At 67.5% G+C, this 13472-nt stretch carries 18 protein-coding genes; 13 read left to right on the top strand and 5 right to left on the bottom strand.

The genetic code is table 11. The features are described from left to right. Positions 1-11: 11 nt before the first annotated feature. The 12 genes from ACJH6I_RS07035 to rplO all read left to right on the top strand — a co-directional run bounded on the left by ACJH6I_RS07035 (position 12) and on the right by rplO (position 6236). The gene (locus ACJH6I_RS07035; RefSeq protein WP_020101418.1) at positions 12-137 is read left to right on the top strand and encodes a hypothetical protein; all 126 of its coding nucleotides are present in this window, start codon (positions 12-14) and stop codon (positions 135-137) included. Between the two features lie 4 nt (positions 138-141). Continuing rightward, positions 142-1272 carry a YeiH family protein gene (locus ACJH6I_RS07030; RefSeq protein ID WP_226519479.1) on the top strand — a complete coding sequence of 377 codons (1131 nt, stop codon included), beginning with the start codon at positions 142-144 and terminating at the stop codon, positions 1270-1272. Between the two features lie 329 nt (positions 1273-1601). Then, on the top strand, positions 1602-1970 hold the full coding sequence (gene rplN / locus ACJH6I_RS07025; RefSeq protein ID WP_020101420.1) for a 50S ribosomal protein L14: 369 nt from the start codon (positions 1602-1604) through the stop codon (positions 1968-1970). After that, positions 1970-2287, top strand: coding sequence for a 50S ribosomal protein L24 (rplX, locus tag ACJH6I_RS07020; protein WP_020101421.1), 318 nt, complete (start codon positions 1970-1972; stop codon positions 2285-2287). The genes rplN and rplX overlap by 1 nt, the downstream gene beginning before the upstream one ends. 1 nt (position 2288) lies before the next feature. Further along, positions 2289-2852, top strand: coding sequence for a 50S ribosomal protein L5 (gene rplE, locus ACJH6I_RS07015; RefSeq protein ID WP_020101422.1), 564 nt, complete (start codon positions 2289-2291; stop codon positions 2850-2852). Positions 2853-2854: 2 nt separating this feature from the next. After that, positions 2855-3040: a type Z 30S ribosomal protein S14 gene (locus ACJH6I_RS07010; protein WP_005197641.1), complete on the top strand. Its 186-nt coding sequence runs from the start codon at positions 2855-2857 to the stop codon at positions 3038-3040. A gap of 512 nt (positions 3041-3552) precedes the next feature. Continuing rightward, on the top strand, positions 3553-3951 hold the full coding sequence (gene rpsH / locus ACJH6I_RS07005; RefSeq protein WP_020101424.1) for a 30S ribosomal protein S8: 399 nt from the start codon (positions 3553-3555) through the stop codon (positions 3949-3951). 12 nt (positions 3952-3963) lie between these two features. Continuing rightward, positions 3964-4503 (top strand): 50S ribosomal protein L6, encoded by a 540-nt coding sequence (gene rplF / locus ACJH6I_RS07000; protein WP_226519478.1) that lies wholly within the window; start codon positions 3964-3966, stop codon positions 4501-4503. Between the two features lie 2 nt (positions 4504-4505). Further along, positions 4506-4907: a 50S ribosomal protein L18 gene (gene rplR, locus ACJH6I_RS06995; RefSeq protein WP_020101426.1), complete on the top strand. Its 402-nt coding sequence runs from the start codon at positions 4506-4508 to the stop codon at positions 4905-4907. Positions 4908-4941: 34 nt separating this feature from the next. Then, positions 4942-5610, top strand: a complete 669-nt coding sequence (rpsE, locus tag ACJH6I_RS06990; protein ID WP_029105211.1) for a 30S ribosomal protein S5 — start codon at positions 4942-4944, stop codon at positions 5608-5610. A gap of 2 nt (positions 5611-5612) precedes the next feature. Further along, on the top strand, positions 5613-5792 hold the full coding sequence (gene rpmD / locus ACJH6I_RS06985; RefSeq protein WP_020101428.1) for a 50S ribosomal protein L30: 180 nt from the start codon (positions 5613-5615) through the stop codon (positions 5790-5792). After that, positions 5793-6236 carry a 50S ribosomal protein L15 gene (rplO, locus tag ACJH6I_RS06980; RefSeq protein ID WP_020101429.1) on the top strand — a complete coding sequence of 148 codons (444 nt, stop codon included), beginning with the start codon at positions 5793-5795 and terminating at the stop codon, positions 6234-6236. Between the two features lie 138 nt (positions 6237-6374). Here the strand turns inward: rplO and ACJH6I_RS06975 are convergent, their stop codons facing one another. Continuing rightward, positions 6375-7601 carry a serine hydrolase domain-containing protein gene (locus ACJH6I_RS06975; protein WP_226519477.1) on the bottom strand — a complete coding sequence of 409 codons (1227 nt, stop codon included), beginning with the start codon at positions 7599-7601 and terminating at the stop codon, positions 6375-6377. 106 nt (positions 7602-7707) lie between these two features. Here ACJH6I_RS06975 and sppA point away from each other — a divergent pair, with 106 nt between their 5' ends. Continuing rightward, entirely contained in the window at positions 7708-9495 is a 1788-nt protein-coding gene (gene sppA, locus ACJH6I_RS06970; RefSeq protein ID WP_226519476.1) for a signal peptide peptidase SppA, read from the top strand. Positions 9496-9499: 4 nt separating this feature from the next. On the opposite strand, the gene ACJH6I_RS06965 is transcribed toward sppA, so the two are convergent. Genes ACJH6I_RS06965 through ACJH6I_RS06950 form a run of 4 tightly spaced genes read right to left on the bottom strand, consistent with a single transcriptional unit; the run spans position 9500 to position 13217 of the window. After that, positions 9500-10420 (bottom strand): class I SAM-dependent methyltransferase, encoded by a 921-nt coding sequence (locus ACJH6I_RS06965; RefSeq protein WP_406783887.1) that lies wholly within the window; start codon positions 10418-10420, stop codon positions 9500-9502. Between the two features lie 5 nt (positions 10421-10425). Continuing rightward, positions 10426-11337: a class I SAM-dependent methyltransferase gene (locus ACJH6I_RS06960; RefSeq protein WP_226519474.1), complete on the bottom strand. Its 912-nt coding sequence runs from the start codon at positions 11335-11337 to the stop codon at positions 10426-10428. Between the two features lie 13 nt (positions 11338-11350). Further along, positions 11351-12253, bottom strand: coding sequence for a class I SAM-dependent methyltransferase (locus tag ACJH6I_RS06955; protein ID WP_406783886.1), 903 nt, complete (start codon positions 12251-12253; stop codon positions 11351-11353). Between the two features lie 37 nt (positions 12254-12290). Next, positions 12291-13217, bottom strand: coding sequence for a class I SAM-dependent methyltransferase (locus tag ACJH6I_RS06950; protein WP_346417070.1), 927 nt, complete (start codon positions 13215-13217; stop codon positions 12291-12293). Between the last annotated feature and the right edge of the window lie 255 nt (positions 13218-13472).

The following is a 13472-nucleotide window of genomic DNA, read 5'->3' as shown; positions in this document are numbered from 1 at the left end:
GGAGAGGCGTGATGACTGAGACCGAGGTGACGCAGAGCTGGGTGAGCCGCGTCGGGACTGATTGGTGGGCAACGATTTTGGGTCTGGCCGTGACCGCGCTCGCGGTGGCCGGCGTCCTGCCGAAGATCGGCTGGTGACGCGATGACCGTCGAAGCGGCTGATACCGCCGACCACATCGAATCGGGCGACCACACCGAATCCACGGGCGCCCGTCGGTTCCTCGACTACATCCCGGGCCTGCTGCTCCTCGTGGCGGTGGGCCTGGCCGGCAAATACGCCCAGATCGGCTGGCTGGCGCTGGCCAAGCACCAGCACTGGCGGGTGCCCGACATCGAATACGTGCTGTGGGCCATCGTCTTCGGGTTGATCATCACCAATACCGTTGGCCTGCACCGGATTTTCCGCCCTGGTGTCGCCACGTACGAATTCTGGCTGAAGATCGGCATCGTCCTGCTGGGTGCACGGTTCGTCCTCGGCGACGTCCTCAAGCTCGGCGCCACCAGCCTGGTGCAGATCCTCATCGACATGACCGTCGCCGGCGCCATCATCATCGCCGCGGCCCGGTGGTTCGGCCTGTCCGGCAAGCTCGGCTCGCTGCTGGCCATCGGGACATCGATCTGCGGGGTGTCGGCGATCATCGCGGCCAAGGGCGCCATCCGGGCCCGCAACTCCGACGTCAGCTACGCGATCGCGTCGATCCTGGCGCTCGGTGCCGTCGCGCTGTTCGTACTGCCGCCGCTGGGCCACGCCATCGGGCTGACCGACCACGAGTTCGGGTTGTGGGCCGGTCTCGCCGTCGACAACACCGCCGAGACCACCGCCACCGGCTACCTCTTCTCCGACGAGGCCGGCAAGACCGCCGTCCTGGTGAAGTCGGTCCGCAACGCGCTGATCGGATTCGTCGTCCTCGGCTTCGCGATCTACTGGGCCGCCAGGGGAGAGGCCGACGTCGTCGCGCCGGGCCTCAAGGCCAAGGCCGCGTTCGTCTGGCAGAAGTTCCCGAAGTTCGTGCTCGGCTTCCTGGCGGTCTCGGCCGTCGTCACCGCGGGGCTGTTGAGCAAGGGGCAGATCGCGAACCTCGCCGCAGTCTCCAAGTGGGCCTTCCTGCTGACCTTCGCCGGCGTCGGCCTCTCCACCGACTTCCGGCAGATCGCGCGCACCGGCTGGCGCCCGCTCGTCGTCGCGGTGATCGGCCTGGTCGTGGTGGCGACGGTGTCACTGGCACTGGTGCTGCTGACGTCGCGCGTTCTGGGCTGGGGCATCGGGGGCTGACACCGGGCTGTCCGAGACCGACGTGATGGTCGCTGCCGCACTGGCAGCGACCATCACGTCCATCTGGCTGCTGGTGAACTGACCGCGGACGGTCGTCGCGCGCGAGCGTGCCCGAAATGCGCGCCTGGGGCGGTGTGTCGGTGTGCAAACACGGACGCTCGCGGGGATTTGAGCAGCGATTTGGAGCGTTATGGCTGCTCGCCTACTATGTAGGGGTTGCCCAGGGCAGACCCCGGTCACACGCCGACTCTGCGTGCCCTTGGACAACAAGACCGCGCACGCCCAGGTCGGTATCTGGCGTGCATACAAACCCCAGGTCAGGAGATCGAGTGATTCAGCAGGAATCGCGACTCAAGGTCGCCGACAACACGGGCGCAAAGGAAATCCTTTGCATCCGCGTGCTCGGTGGCTCGTCGCGGCGCTACGCCGGCATCGGCGACATCATCGTGGCGACCGTCAAGGACGCCATCCCCGGCGGCAACGTCAAGCGTGGTGACGTGGTCAAGGCCGTCGTCGTGCGCACCGTCAAGGAGCGCCGCCGGCCGGACGGCAGCTACATCAAGTTCGACGAGAACGCCGCCGTCATCATCAAGAACGACAATGACCCCCGCGGTACCCGCATCTTCGGGCCGGTCGGTCGCGAACTGCGCGAGAAGAAGTTCATGAAGATCGTCTCGCTGGCCCCGGAGGTTTTGTGATGAAGGTGCACAAGGGCGACACCGTGCTGGTCATCGCCGGCAAGGACAAGGGTGCCAAGGGCAAGGTCATCGAGGCCTACCCGACCCGCAACAAGGTGCTCGTTGAGGGCGTCAACCGGATCAAGAAGCACACCGCGCAGTCTCAGAACGAGCGTGGTGCATCGTCGGGTGGCATCGTCACCCAGGAGGCGCCGATCCACGTTTCGAACGTGATGGTGGTCGACTCCGACGGTAACGCGACCCGCATCGGCTACCGCGTCGATGAGGAGAGCGGCAAGAAGGTCCGTATCTCCAAGCGCAATGGCAAGGACATCTGAGATGACCACTGTGGAAAACACTCAGCCCCGGCTGAAGACGCGTTACCGCGAAGAGATCCGCGACGCGCTCAACAACGAATTCAATTACGCCAACGTCATGCAGATCCCCGGCGTGGTCAAGGTTGTCGTCAACATGGGTGTCGGTGACGCCGCCCGCGACGCCAAGCTGATCAACGGCGCGGTCAACGACCTGACGCTGATCACCGGTCAGAAGCCGGAAATCCGCAAGGCCCGCAAGTCCATCGCGCAGTTCAAGCTGCGTGAGGGCATGCCGATCGGCTGCCGCGTCACCCTGCGTGGCGACCGCATGTGGGAGTTCCTGGACCGCCTGATCTCCATCGCACTGCCCCGTATCCGCGACTTCCGTGGTCTGTCGGCCAAGCAGTTCGACGGCAGCGGCAACTACACCTTCGGCCTCAACGAGCAGTCGATGTTCCACGAGATCGACGTCGACTCGATCGACCGCCCCCGCGGCATGGACATCACGGTCGTCACCTCGGCCACCACTGACGACGAAGGCCGTGCGTTGCTGCGGGCCCTGGGCTTCCCGTTCAAGGAGAACTGACAATGGCAAAGAAGGCTCTGGTCAACAAGGCCAACAAGAAGCCGAAGTTCGCGGTGCGTGGCTACACCCGCTGCAACAAGTGCGGTCGCCCGCACTCGGTGTTCCGCAAGTTCGGCCTGTGCCGAATCTGCCTGCGGGAGATGGCCCACGCCGGCGAGCTGCCCGGCGTGCAGAAGTCCAGCTGGTGACTCTGCCCGTCTCATGACGCTGTAGAAAGCCGCCCCGGTCCTCGTGACCGGGGCGGCTTTTCCGTTCGCGCAGCGGTGCGCATCGGTAGCGGCTCGTCGAGCGTGCACACAGATCGTCCAGAACGGCGGATCCACGCGCTCTTTGCACATTCGTGGCGATGTGTGGCGAGGCGACTTCGCGAGCGCGCACAGAGATCGTCAAAAGTGCCGTTCGGGCGATCTGTCTGCACATTCGTGGACGCCAAACCCTTGAGTAGCACGGATTTGGCCCTGAGCTGCGCATTGTCTACACTGGGCAGGTTGCCATGGGCGTTTTCGTCCGATGGCCGATCGGTATGTGCCTTCTGAAACTGGATTGTACTACTGATGCACGACCCCTGACCGACCTCGGTCAGATATGGGAAAACACTTCGTAGCAGGCCCACGATGTGACGTGCCGAGCCACCGCAAGGTGGGACCGACACGGGCGTGATGCATGGGAACCGCAGCGAGAAAGGTTGATCAACGCTGTCATGACAATGACGGATCCGATCGCAGACTTCTTGACACGTCTGCGCAACGCCAACTCGGCGTACCACGACGAGGTGACCCTGCCCCACTCGAAGATCAAGGCGAACATCGCCGAGATCCTCAAGAAGGAGGGTTACATCACCGACTACCGCACCGAGGACGCCCGCGTGGGCAAGAGCCTCGTTGTTTCCCTCAAGTACGGCCCGAGCCGCGAGCGCAGCATCGCCGGCCTCCGCCGGGTGTCCAAGCCCGGTCTGCGGGTGTACGCGAAATCCACCAACCTGCCGCGGGTTCTGGGTGGCCTGGGCGTGGCGATCATCTCCACGTCCTCCGGCCTGCTCACCGACCGCCAGGCAGCTCGACAGGGCGTGGGCGGCGAAGTCCTCGCTTACGTCTGGTAGGGGGCAGAGAACATGTCGCGTATTGGAAAGCAGCCGGTTGTCATTCCGGCCGGCGTCGATGTGACCATCGACGGCCAGAACATCGCCGTGAAGGGCCCCAAGGGCACCCTGGCACTCGATGTTGCCGAGCCCATCGAGGTGTCGCGCAACGACGAAGGTGCCGTCGTGGTCACCCGTCCGAACGACGAGCGTCGTAACCGCTCGCTGCACGGACTGTCCCGCACCCTGATCGCCAACCTGGTGACCGGTGTGACGCAGGGCTACACCACCAAGATGGAAATCTTCGGCGTCGGTTACCGCGTGCAGGCCAAGGGCTCGAACCTGGAGTTCGCGCTCGGCTACAGCCACCCGGTGCTGATCGAGGCCCCCGAGGGCATCACGTTCGCAGTCGAGACCCCGACGAAGTTCTCGGTGTCCGGCATCGACAAGCAGAAAGTCGGCCAGATCTCGGCAGTCATCCGCCGCCTGCGTCGCCCCGACCCGTACAAGGGCAAGGGCATTCGCTACGAGGGTGAGCAGATCCGCCGCAAGGTCGGAAAGACAGGTAAGTAGCAATGGCCAACACTGAGACTGACAAGCGTAAGCCGTTGGGCCAGAACATCTCTGAGACCCGTCGGGTGGCGCGTCTGCGTCGTCACGCCCGTCTGCGCAAGAAGGTCGCCGGCACCGCCGAGCGTCCGCGTCTGATGGTCAACCGCTCCTCGCGGCACATCCACGTCCAGGTGATCGACGACCTGACCGGCACCACGCTGGCCGCCGCGTCGTCCATCGAGGCCGACGTGCGTGCCGTCGACGGTGACAAGAAGGCCGTCAGCACCCGCGTGGGTCAGCTGATCGCCGAGCGTGCCAAGGCTGCCGGCATCTCCGAGGTCGTCTTCGACCGCGGTGGCTACAGCTACGGCGGCCGGATCGCCGCGCTCGCCGACGCCGCTCGTGAAAGCGGGTTGACGTTCTAATGACTTACTTGAAGATGACCGGAAGGACTGCATGATGGCCGACCAGGCTGGCGCCGGTTCGGCGCAGGACAACCGTGGTGGCCGCGGCGACCGTGACGGCCGGGGCCGTCGCGACGACCGTGGTGGCCGTGGCCGTGGCGATGACCGCGGTGAGAAGAGCAACTACATCGAGCGCGTTGTCACCATCAACCGCGTTTCGAAGGTGGTCAAGGGTGGTCGGCGCTTCAGCTTCACCGCGCTGGTGATCGTCGGTGACGGCCACGGCATGGTGGGCGTCGGCTACGGCAAGGCCAAGGAAGTTCCGGCCGCCATCGCCAAGGGTGTCGAGGAGGCTCGCAAGGGCTTCTTCCGCGTCCCGCTGATCGGTGGCACCATCGTGCACCCGGTTCAGGGCGAGGCCGCTGCCGGTGTCGTGATGCTGCGCCCAGCCAGCCCGGGTACCGGTGTGATCGCCGGTGGTGCGGCTCGCGCGGTGCTGGAATGCGCCGGCGTGCACGACATCCTGGCCAAGTCGCTGGGCAGCGACAACGCGATCAACGTGGTGCACGCCACCGTTGCCGCGCTGAAGCAGCTGCAGCGTCCGGAGGAAGTGGCGGCCCGTCGTGGCCTGCCCATCGAAGATGTTGCGCCGGCCGGCATGCTGCGGGCCCGGCGTGAGGCAGAAGCGCTCGCCGCCTCGGCAGCGCGTGAAGGATCGGCATAATCATGGCTGAACTGAAGATCACCCAGGTGCGCGGCACCGTGGGTGCCCGGTGGAAGCAGCGCGAGAGCCTGCGGACGCTGGGATTGCGCAAGATCCGCCAGTCCGTCGTTCGCGAGGACAACGCGCAGACCCGTGGTCTGCTCGCGGTGGTCAACCACCTCGTCACGGTTGAGGAGGCGTAAATGAGCGTCATCAAGCTGCACGACCTCAAGCCGGCCGCGGGGTCCAAGAAGGCCAAGACCCGCGTCGGTCGTGGTGAGGGCTCCAAGGGTAAGACCGCTGGTCGTGGTACCAAGGGCACCAAGGCCCGCAAGAACGTCCCCGTGACGTTCGAGGGTGGCCAGATGCCGATCCACATGCGTCTGCCGAAGCTCAAGGGCTTCCGCAACCGCTTCCGCACGGAGTACGCGGTGGTGAACGTCGGCGACCTCGCCAAGGCGTTCCCGCAGGGCGGCACCGTCGGTGTGGACGAGCTGGTGGCCGCTGGCCTGGTTCGCAAGAACACCCTGGTCAAGGTGCTCGGCGACGGCAAGCTGGCCGTCAAGGTCGACGTCACCGCCAACAAGTTCAGCGGTAGCGCCCGTGAGGCGATCACCGCTGCCGGTGGTAGCGCGACCGAGCTGTAACTTCGCTGCGCGAGCAGACGCAGATGCCCCCGACCGTTGTGTCGGGGGCATTTTGCGTCTGGTCCAGCCCCGCGACACGTGCGTTATGTACGCGACGCGCCGTCCGGGCGGTGCGGAACGTCGATCTCGCGGATGGAATCAGTTCTGTGGGCGGGCGCCGAGGACGTCGTGGAAGAGGGCCTGGCGCACCGCGAGTTCACGGGGATCGCTGACCAGATGGAACCCCAGCCGGTTCATCACGTAACCGAATCCGACGCCGGTGTCCGGGTCGGCGAAGCCGAACGAGCCACCGAAACCGGGCGTGCCGAACGCCTTTCCCGACGAGCCGAAGGCGAACGTCGGGATGGGCTTGCAGAAGCCGAGTGCGTAGGCGATCTCAGCGTGCATCACCTTGTCGCGCGTGCCGCCTGACGGATTGCGGGGCGGTGCGATCAACGCATCGAAAGTCTCTGGGGTGAAACCTATTTCGCTGCCGCCCGTCGCCGCGGCGCCGTAGAGGGCGGCCAGGGCGCGGGCCGTCCCGGTGCCGTTGGCCGACGGGATCTCGACGCGGCGCACCTTGTCGGTGTTGTAGTCGCCGGCATACGGGTCGATATCGGCGGGTATCGCGGCGGTCCTGGCGAGCAACCCACGTGGGTTGAGGCTGCCGATCAGGAACCCGGCCGGCATGACGTCGAGGTGCCGCAAGGACTCGTATCGCTGCCAATGGTGAAGCGTGGCGATCCGGTTGCGGTCGACCGAGTCCGGCAGACCGATGTACAGGTCGAGACCCGACGGCCCGGTGATCTCCTCGGCGAGATAACGCCCGAGCGAGCGGCCGTCGGTGCGACGGATCAGCTCGGACTCGTACCAGCCGATGGTGATGGCGTGGTAGCCGTGCCGGGTGCCGGGCTGCCATGCGGGTTTCTGCGCCGCGAGGATGGCGGAGAGCCGCACCGGGTCGGCGATGTCGGACAGCAGGGGATTGGGGGTCAGGACACACAGCCCGGCCTGGTGCGCCAGCAGCTGCCGAACGGTGACGTCGCCCTTGTCCTGCGCGGCGAACTCGGGCCAGTACGTGCTGACGCACTCGTCGTAGTCGAAGAGCCCTTTCGACACCGCGTGCGCAACGGCAAGGGCGGCAACACCTTTCGTTGACGAGAACATGTTGACCATGGTGTCGGCCTGCCACGGCGCCCTACTGATGCCGTCGCGGTAGCCGCCCCACATGTCGATGACCTTGCGGCCGTCGCAGTAGACGCACAGCGCGGCACCGACCTCACCGCCGGCCGCGAAATTGGCCCGGAACGCGTCGGCGACCTTGCCGTAGCCGTCGTCGGCATCGCCGTGGACCAGGTCGGGGGAGACGGACACCTTGAGCACCATGGGTCGATCCTCTCCCGCGAGCAGACGTAAAACTGTCGAATTCAGCGCCGGAATGGACAGTTTTGCGTCTGCTCGGCAGTCGGCGGCGAGTCGGTACGCTCGGATCATGTTTGCTTTCCGGCCCAGCCTGCCCGGTCTTCCCGGCCCCGATGAGTTGCGTGCCCTTGTCCGCAAGGTCGACACCGCGCGCCACCACGGCGTGCCCAACGGCTGCGTACTGGAACTCGACCTGCAGGCCGTGCCGCCGGAGACAGCCGGCTTCGACCCGATCGCCTTCGTCATGGGCAACGCGCGGCCGCTCGTGCTGCGCGACGCCGTGGCCGCCATCCACCGCGCGGCCGACGACAAGCGCGTCGCCGGGCTGATCGCCCGCGTCCAATTACCTGCTGCCGCAGCGGGCCCGGTGCAGGAGCTGCGCGACGCCATCGCCGCGTTCAGCGCCGTCAAGCCGTCGATCGCCTGGGCCGAGACCTATCCGGGCACCATGTCGTACTACCTGGCCTCGGCGTTCCGGGAAGTGTGGATGCAGCCGTCGGGCACCGTCGGTCTCGTGGGTTTCGCGACCAATGCGCTGTTCCTGCGCGACGCCTTCGACAAGGCCGGCATCGAGGCGCAGTTCGTGGCGCGCGGCGAGTACAAGTCGGCGGCCAACATGTTCACGCAGGACCGCTACACGGAGCCACACCGCGAGGCCGACGGCCGGCTCATCGAGAGCCTGCACGCCCAGGTGCTGACCGCGATCGCCGATTCCCGCGGCGTCGACGCCGACGAACTCGACGCCCTGGTCGACCGGGCGCCGCTGCTGCGCGACGACGCGGTCGCGGCCAAGCTGGTGGACCGCATCGGTTTCCGCGACGAGGCGTATGCCCGGGTCGGCGAATTGACCGGGGGCGCAGCGGAAGCCGACGGCAAGGACGCGCCGCCGCGGCTGTTCCTGTCCCGGTACGCCAAGGCCACCGCGGGGCACACGCTGCCCGAGGTTCCGCCGCTGCCGGGCGTCAAGCACAAGCCGACCATCGCCGTCGTCACCATGGCCGGGCCCATCGTCAGCGGCCGCGGCGGCCCGAGCGCCTTCCCGCCCGGACCGTCGAGCGTCGGTGGCGACACCATCGCCGCCGCCCTGCGGGAAGCCGCCGCGGACGACGACGTCGCGGCCGTCGTGCTCCGAGTGGACAGCCCGGGAGGCGCGGTCACGGGTTCGGAGACCATCTGGCGTGAAGTGGCGCGGCTGCGCCAAGCGGGCAAGCCGGTCGTCGCGTCGATGGGCGCGGTCGCCGCGTCGGGCGGCTACTACGTGTCGATGGCGGCCGACCACATCGTCGCGAACGCCGGCACCATCACCGGATCCATCGGTGTGGTGACGGGCAAGCTCGTCACCAAGGGGCTCAAGGAACGGCTCGGTGTCGGATCAGATGCCGTGCGTACCAACGAGAATGCCGATGCCTGGTCGGCGAACCAGCCGTTCACCGAGGCGCAGCACGCGCACGTCGTGGCCGAGGCCGACCTGTTCTACACCGACTTCGTGGCACGCGTTGCCGACGGTCGTAACCTGCCGGTCGAGGCTGTCGAGCAGGTGGCCCGCGGCCGCATCTGGACCGGCTCCGACGCGCTGGAACACGGCCTGGTCGACGAACTCGGAGGGCTGCGGACCGCTGTGCGCCGGGCCAAGGTGCTGGCCGGGCTCGATCCCGACGCGACCGCCAAGGTCGTCAACTACCCGGGCTCGTCACTGCTGGATCATGTCCGGCCCAAGGCGTCCTCGCAGCCCGCCGCGGCGTCATTGCCGGAGGCGGTGGCGGCGCTGCTCGGCCGGTCCCTGGTCGGTGCCCTCGGCCAGGCCGAGCGGTCGATGACCGGGGTCAGCGCGCTCTGGCTGGGGGATTACCGCTTCTAGTGACTCAGCCGAGAGTGCCGCTGATGTAGATGATCTCGCGCATCGGGTCGTCGTCGCCGAGGACCGTCGCCGTCAGCCCGTGCCGGGCATGCAGATCCACCCGGCCGATGCCGGTCATCTGCCAGCCCTTGGCCGCCAGATAGTCTGCGGCGGAGTGCCTTTCGCCGTGGTAGACCAGCGACGGCATGTCCATGTTCAAGCCGAGCTGCTGGAACCCCGCAGCCGCCTCACGCGCCTTGTCCGCATCGAAAGCCTTGAGGCCCGGCACGAATTCGGTGGCCACGGCACTGCCGGGGGCGCTGAGTTCGTGAATGTTGTCGAACAGCTTGTCCTGCGCCTCCGGCGGCAGGTAGATGAGCAGACCCTCGGCCAGCCACGCCGTCGGCCGGCTCGGGTCGAAGCCCGCCGCCCGCAACGCGGCCGGCCAGTCCTCACGCAGATCGATCGGGACGGTCCGGCGCTGCGCCGTCGGCTCGGCGCCGAGGCTCGCCAGGGTGCGGGTCTTGAACTCGATGACCTCGGGCTGGTCGATCTCGTAGACCACCGTGCCCTCGGGCCACGGCAGTCGGTACGCGCGCGCGTCCAGCCCGGAAGCCAGGATCACCGCCTGCCGGATGCCGCTTTCCGTACCGGCAATGAAGTAGTCATCGAAAAACCGTGTGCGCACGGCCATTTCGTCGATGTTGGCACGTGCCCGTGCCGCCGCGTCCGGGGCGACGGCGTCGAGGACGGCCAGGTCCAGCTCGCCGTCGACCATCTTGGTGAACGCCTCGATCCCGACGGCGCGCACCAGCGGCGCCGCGAACGGATCGTCGATCAATCCGTGTTCGTGGGTACTGGCGATCGCCCGACCCGTCGCGACCAGCGTGGCCGTCGCGCCCACGCTCGATGCCAGGTCCCAGCTGTCTCCGTCTGTCCGGGCCATCGCGCTCACGCCTTCCGGTTCAGGACCGCGCGGACGTACTTCAGCTGTGTCCAGGCCCGGGACAGTTCGTCGTCCGGGTACTGGAAACCGTTGTCGGCGTGCGCCTCTTCGACCGACCGCGCCGTGACGTCCCAGCCGAGACTCGTCAGGTAGTCGGTGACGTGGTTGCGGTCGCCCTGGTAGATCAGGTCGGCCATCTCGATGTTCGAACCCAGGGCCTTCATCCGGTCGCGCATCTGCTGCATGCGCTCGTCGTCGAACGCGGAGCTCAGATCGCCGACCTGCTCGGTGGCCACGAAACTGCCGGGCGCAGACAGCGCGGTGATGTTGTCGAACAGCCGGTCCTGGGCTTCCGGCGGCAGGTAGATCAACAGCCCTTCGGCGATCCACGCGGTGGGCGCCTCGGGGTCGAAACCGTTGTCCCGCAAGGCCTGCATCCAGTCATCGCGCAGGTCGACGGCGACGGTGCGCCGGGTCGCGGTGGGGGCGGCGCCGAGGCCGGCGAGCGTCGTCGACTTGAACTCGATGACCTCGGGCTGATCCACCTCGAAGACGACGGTGCCGTCGGGCCAGGGCAGCCGGTAGGCGCGCGCGTCCAGGCCGGCGGCCAGGATCACGGCCTGCCGGACGCCGGTGGCGGCCGCGTCGAGGAACAGCTGGTCGAACCAGCGGGTGCGCACCGTCATGCCTTCGGCCGCGCGCCGCGGGGTGAAGGCCGGGTTGACGTCGCTGAGATCGATCTCGCCGTCGAGTGCCTTGGTGAAGAAGTCCAGCCCGACGGCCCGCACCAGCGGCTCGGCGTAGGGGTCGTCGATCAGCTGCTCGCGGTGGGCGATGGCACGCTGCCCCGCGACCATGGTCGCGGTGGCCCCGACGCTCGAGGCCAGGTCCCAGAAATCTCCGTCAGTTCGTGTCATGTGGGTCCAGCTCCTAATTCTTGATGGCCGTCACGGACAGGGAATTACGCAGCGCCGCGGTGTCTTCGGTCTCGGCGAGGGGGCGGCCGTACTCGGCGAAAACTTCAAGGCGCGGGCGGGCGGTGGTATTCCAGCCACTGGCATCCAGGTGCTCGACCACCGAGGTGCGCTCGCCCTGGTACCAGAGGTCGGTCAGGTTGAGGTCCAGACCGGCGCCGCGCCACCGCTCGCTCATGGCCGCACCGCGCTCACGCATGCCGGCGCCGTGGTCGGTGTGGAACTCCGTGGCCAGGCGGCTGCCGGGCGCCGACAGCGCGGTGATGTTGTCGAACAGCTTGTCCTGCGCCTCGGGCGGCAGATAGATCAGCAGCCCTTCGGCGATCCAGGCCGTCGGCGCCGCAGGGTCGAACCCGGCGGCGCGCAGCGCGGCCGGCCAGTCCTCGCGCAGGTCGATCGCGACGGTGCGGCGTTCGCACGTCGGTGTGGCGCCGATCTGCGCCATGGTCCCGGACTTGGCGGCGATCACCTCGGGCTGGTCGATCTCGTAGACGACGGTGCCGGCCGGCCAGTCCAACCGGTAGGCGCGCGAGTCCAGTCCGGCGGCGAGGATGACGGCCTGCCGGATGCCGGCGTCACCCGCGGTGGTGAAGAAGTCGTCGAAGAACTTCGTCCGCACCGCCATCAGGTTGGTCATCATGGCGGCGGCCGTCCCGACCTCGCCGCTGAGATCGACCTGCCCGTCGAGCAGCTTGATGAAGAACTCGACGCCGACGGCCCGCACCAGCGGATCGGCGTACGGATCGCGAATGAGCGGTTCGGCTTCCTTCGTCGCCAGGGCGCGGGCGGTCGCCACCATCGTGGCGGTCGCGCCCACGCTCGAGGCCAGGTCCCAGGTGTCGCTGTCGGTACGGGTCATCGGGTGGGTCCTGTCCGTCGGTAGTAATAACTGGAGATCAGCGCACGGCGGTGACGTAGTTGACCTCGCCCATTGAGGGCTGGCCGTTCGGGTCGGCCGCGACGGCCGGCAGGCCGTTGCGGACCAGCAGTTCGTTGGAGGTGACGGCGGTGGTCTGCCAACCGTGGCCCTGCAGATAGGTGTCCACGTCGGCGCGGTCACCGAGGTAGACCAGATCGCTGAAGTCGAGTTCGAAGCCCTGGTCGCGCCAGTGTTCCGACGCGGCCTTCATCCGCTCGCGCACGGCGTCCTCGTCGAGGTCCGGTGTGGCCGGCACACCTTCGGCGCCCATCCGGCTGCCCGGTGCGGACAGTTCGGAGATCTGGTCGAGCAGCCGGTCCTGTGCTTCGGGCGGCAGGTAGCCGAACAGGCCCTCGGCGATCCATGCGGTGGGCTTGGTGGGGTCCAGGCCAGCGGCGCGCAGTGCGGCAGGCCAGTCGTCGCGCAGGTCGATCGCCACCGTGCGCCGTTCGGTGGTCGGCGCCGCGCCGAGATCCGACAGGGTCTTGGACTTGAACTCGATGACGTCGGGCTGGTCGATCTCGAAGACGACGGTGCCCGCCGGCCAGACCAGGCGGTAGGCCCGCGAGTCGAGGCCCGCGGCCAGGATGACGGCCTGCCGGATACCGGCCTTGCCGGCGTCCCGGAAGAAGTCGTCGAAGAATCTGGTGCGCGCCGCCATCCCGTTGGTCAGCTGCGACATGGTCGGGCCGTAGCCGGCGCCGAACTGGGCGGGATCGGTGGCGCCGTCGACCAGCTTGGTGAAGAACTCGACCCCGACGGCGCGGACCAGGGGAGCGGCGAACGGGTCGTCGATGATCGGGTCTTCGGAATTGGTGGCGAGGGCGCGGGCGGCGGCGACCAGGGTCGCGGTCGCTCCTACGCTCGATGCCAGGTCCCACGTGTCGTTGTCAGTGCGTGCCATCGCGTCGTTCCTGTCGTCGAGTACCCGTTGAGCGGGCTGGTAGTTAGCTCATGTAACAACCTGTCGGCGACTGTACGCGCCGTTCCTGAACGCGGCAGAAATGCCGGGTGGCGGCACGTTTCGCCGCGTCCCGGCTGGGTAGGAAGGGTTCGGCGCCGAGCGGATGCAGGTCGCGGGGACGGCAACTGTTATTCTCGGAGACTGATTTGACGGCGCGTCCAGGCAGGTCGGGTACCTGCTGTGTTCGCGCACGGA

The organism is Mycobacterium sp. SMC-13 (assembly GCF_045311035.1).
Lineage (GTDB): Bacteria > Actinomycetota > Actinomycetes > Mycobacteriales > Mycobacteriaceae > Mycobacterium.
Note: the sequence above shows the minus strand (reverse complement) of the source record. Positions and strands in the feature narration are given on the sequence as shown.

Coding starts and splice junctions, on each gene's coding strand:
- ACJH6I_RS07035 (WP_020101418.1), top strand. CDS start 12: ATGACTGAGACCGAGGTGACGCAGAGCTGGGTGAGCCGCGTCGGGACT.
- ACJH6I_RS07030 (WP_226519479.1), top strand. CDS start 142: ATGACCGTCGAAGCGGCTGATACCGCCGACCACATCGAATCGGGCGAC.
- rplX (WP_020101421.1), top strand. CDS start 1,970: ATGAAGGTGCACAAGGGCGACACCGTGCTGGTCATCGCCGGCAAGGAC.
- rplE (WP_020101422.1), top strand. CDS start 2,289: ATGACCACTGTGGAAAACACTCAGCCCCGGCTGAAGACGCGTTACCGC.
- ACJH6I_RS07010 (WP_005197641.1), top strand. CDS start 2,855: ATGGCAAAGAAGGCTCTGGTCAACAAGGCCAACAAGAAGCCGAAGTTC.
- rpsH (WP_020101424.1), top strand. CDS start 3,553: ATGACAATGACGGATCCGATCGCAGACTTCTTGACACGTCTGCGCAAC.
- rplF (WP_226519478.1), top strand. CDS start 3,964: ATGTCGCGTATTGGAAAGCAGCCGGTTGTCATTCCGGCCGGCGTCGAT.
- rplR (WP_020101426.1), top strand. CDS start 4,506: ATGGCCAACACTGAGACTGACAAGCGTAAGCCGTTGGGCCAGAACATC.
- rpsE (WP_029105211.1), top strand. CDS start 4,942: ATGGCCGACCAGGCTGGCGCCGGTTCGGCGCAGGACAACCGTGGTGGC.
- rpmD (WP_020101428.1), top strand. CDS start 5,613: ATGGCTGAACTGAAGATCACCCAGGTGCGCGGCACCGTGGGTGCCCGG.
- rplO (WP_020101429.1), top strand. CDS start 5,793: ATGAGCGTCATCAAGCTGCACGACCTCAAGCCGGCCGCGGGGTCCAAG.
- ACJH6I_RS06975 (WP_226519477.1), bottom strand. CDS start 7,601: ATGGTGCTCAAGGTGTCCGTCTCCCCCGACCTGGTCCACGGCGATGCC.
- sppA (WP_226519476.1), top strand. CDS start 7,708: ATGTTTGCTTTCCGGCCCAGCCTGCCCGGTCTTCCCGGCCCCGATGAG.
- ACJH6I_RS06965 (WP_406783887.1), bottom strand. CDS start 10,420: ATGGCCCGGACAGACGGAGACAGCTGGGACCTGGCATCGAGCGTGGGC.
- ACJH6I_RS06960 (WP_226519474.1), bottom strand. CDS start 11,337: ATGACACGAACTGACGGAGATTTCTGGGACCTGGCCTCGAGCGTCGGG.
- ACJH6I_RS06955 (WP_406783886.1), bottom strand. CDS start 12,253: ATGACCCGTACCGACAGCGACACCTGGGACCTGGCCTCGAGCGTGGGC.
- ACJH6I_RS06950 (WP_346417070.1), bottom strand. CDS start 13,217: ATGGCACGCACTGACAACGACACGTGGGACCTGGCATCGAGCGTAGGA.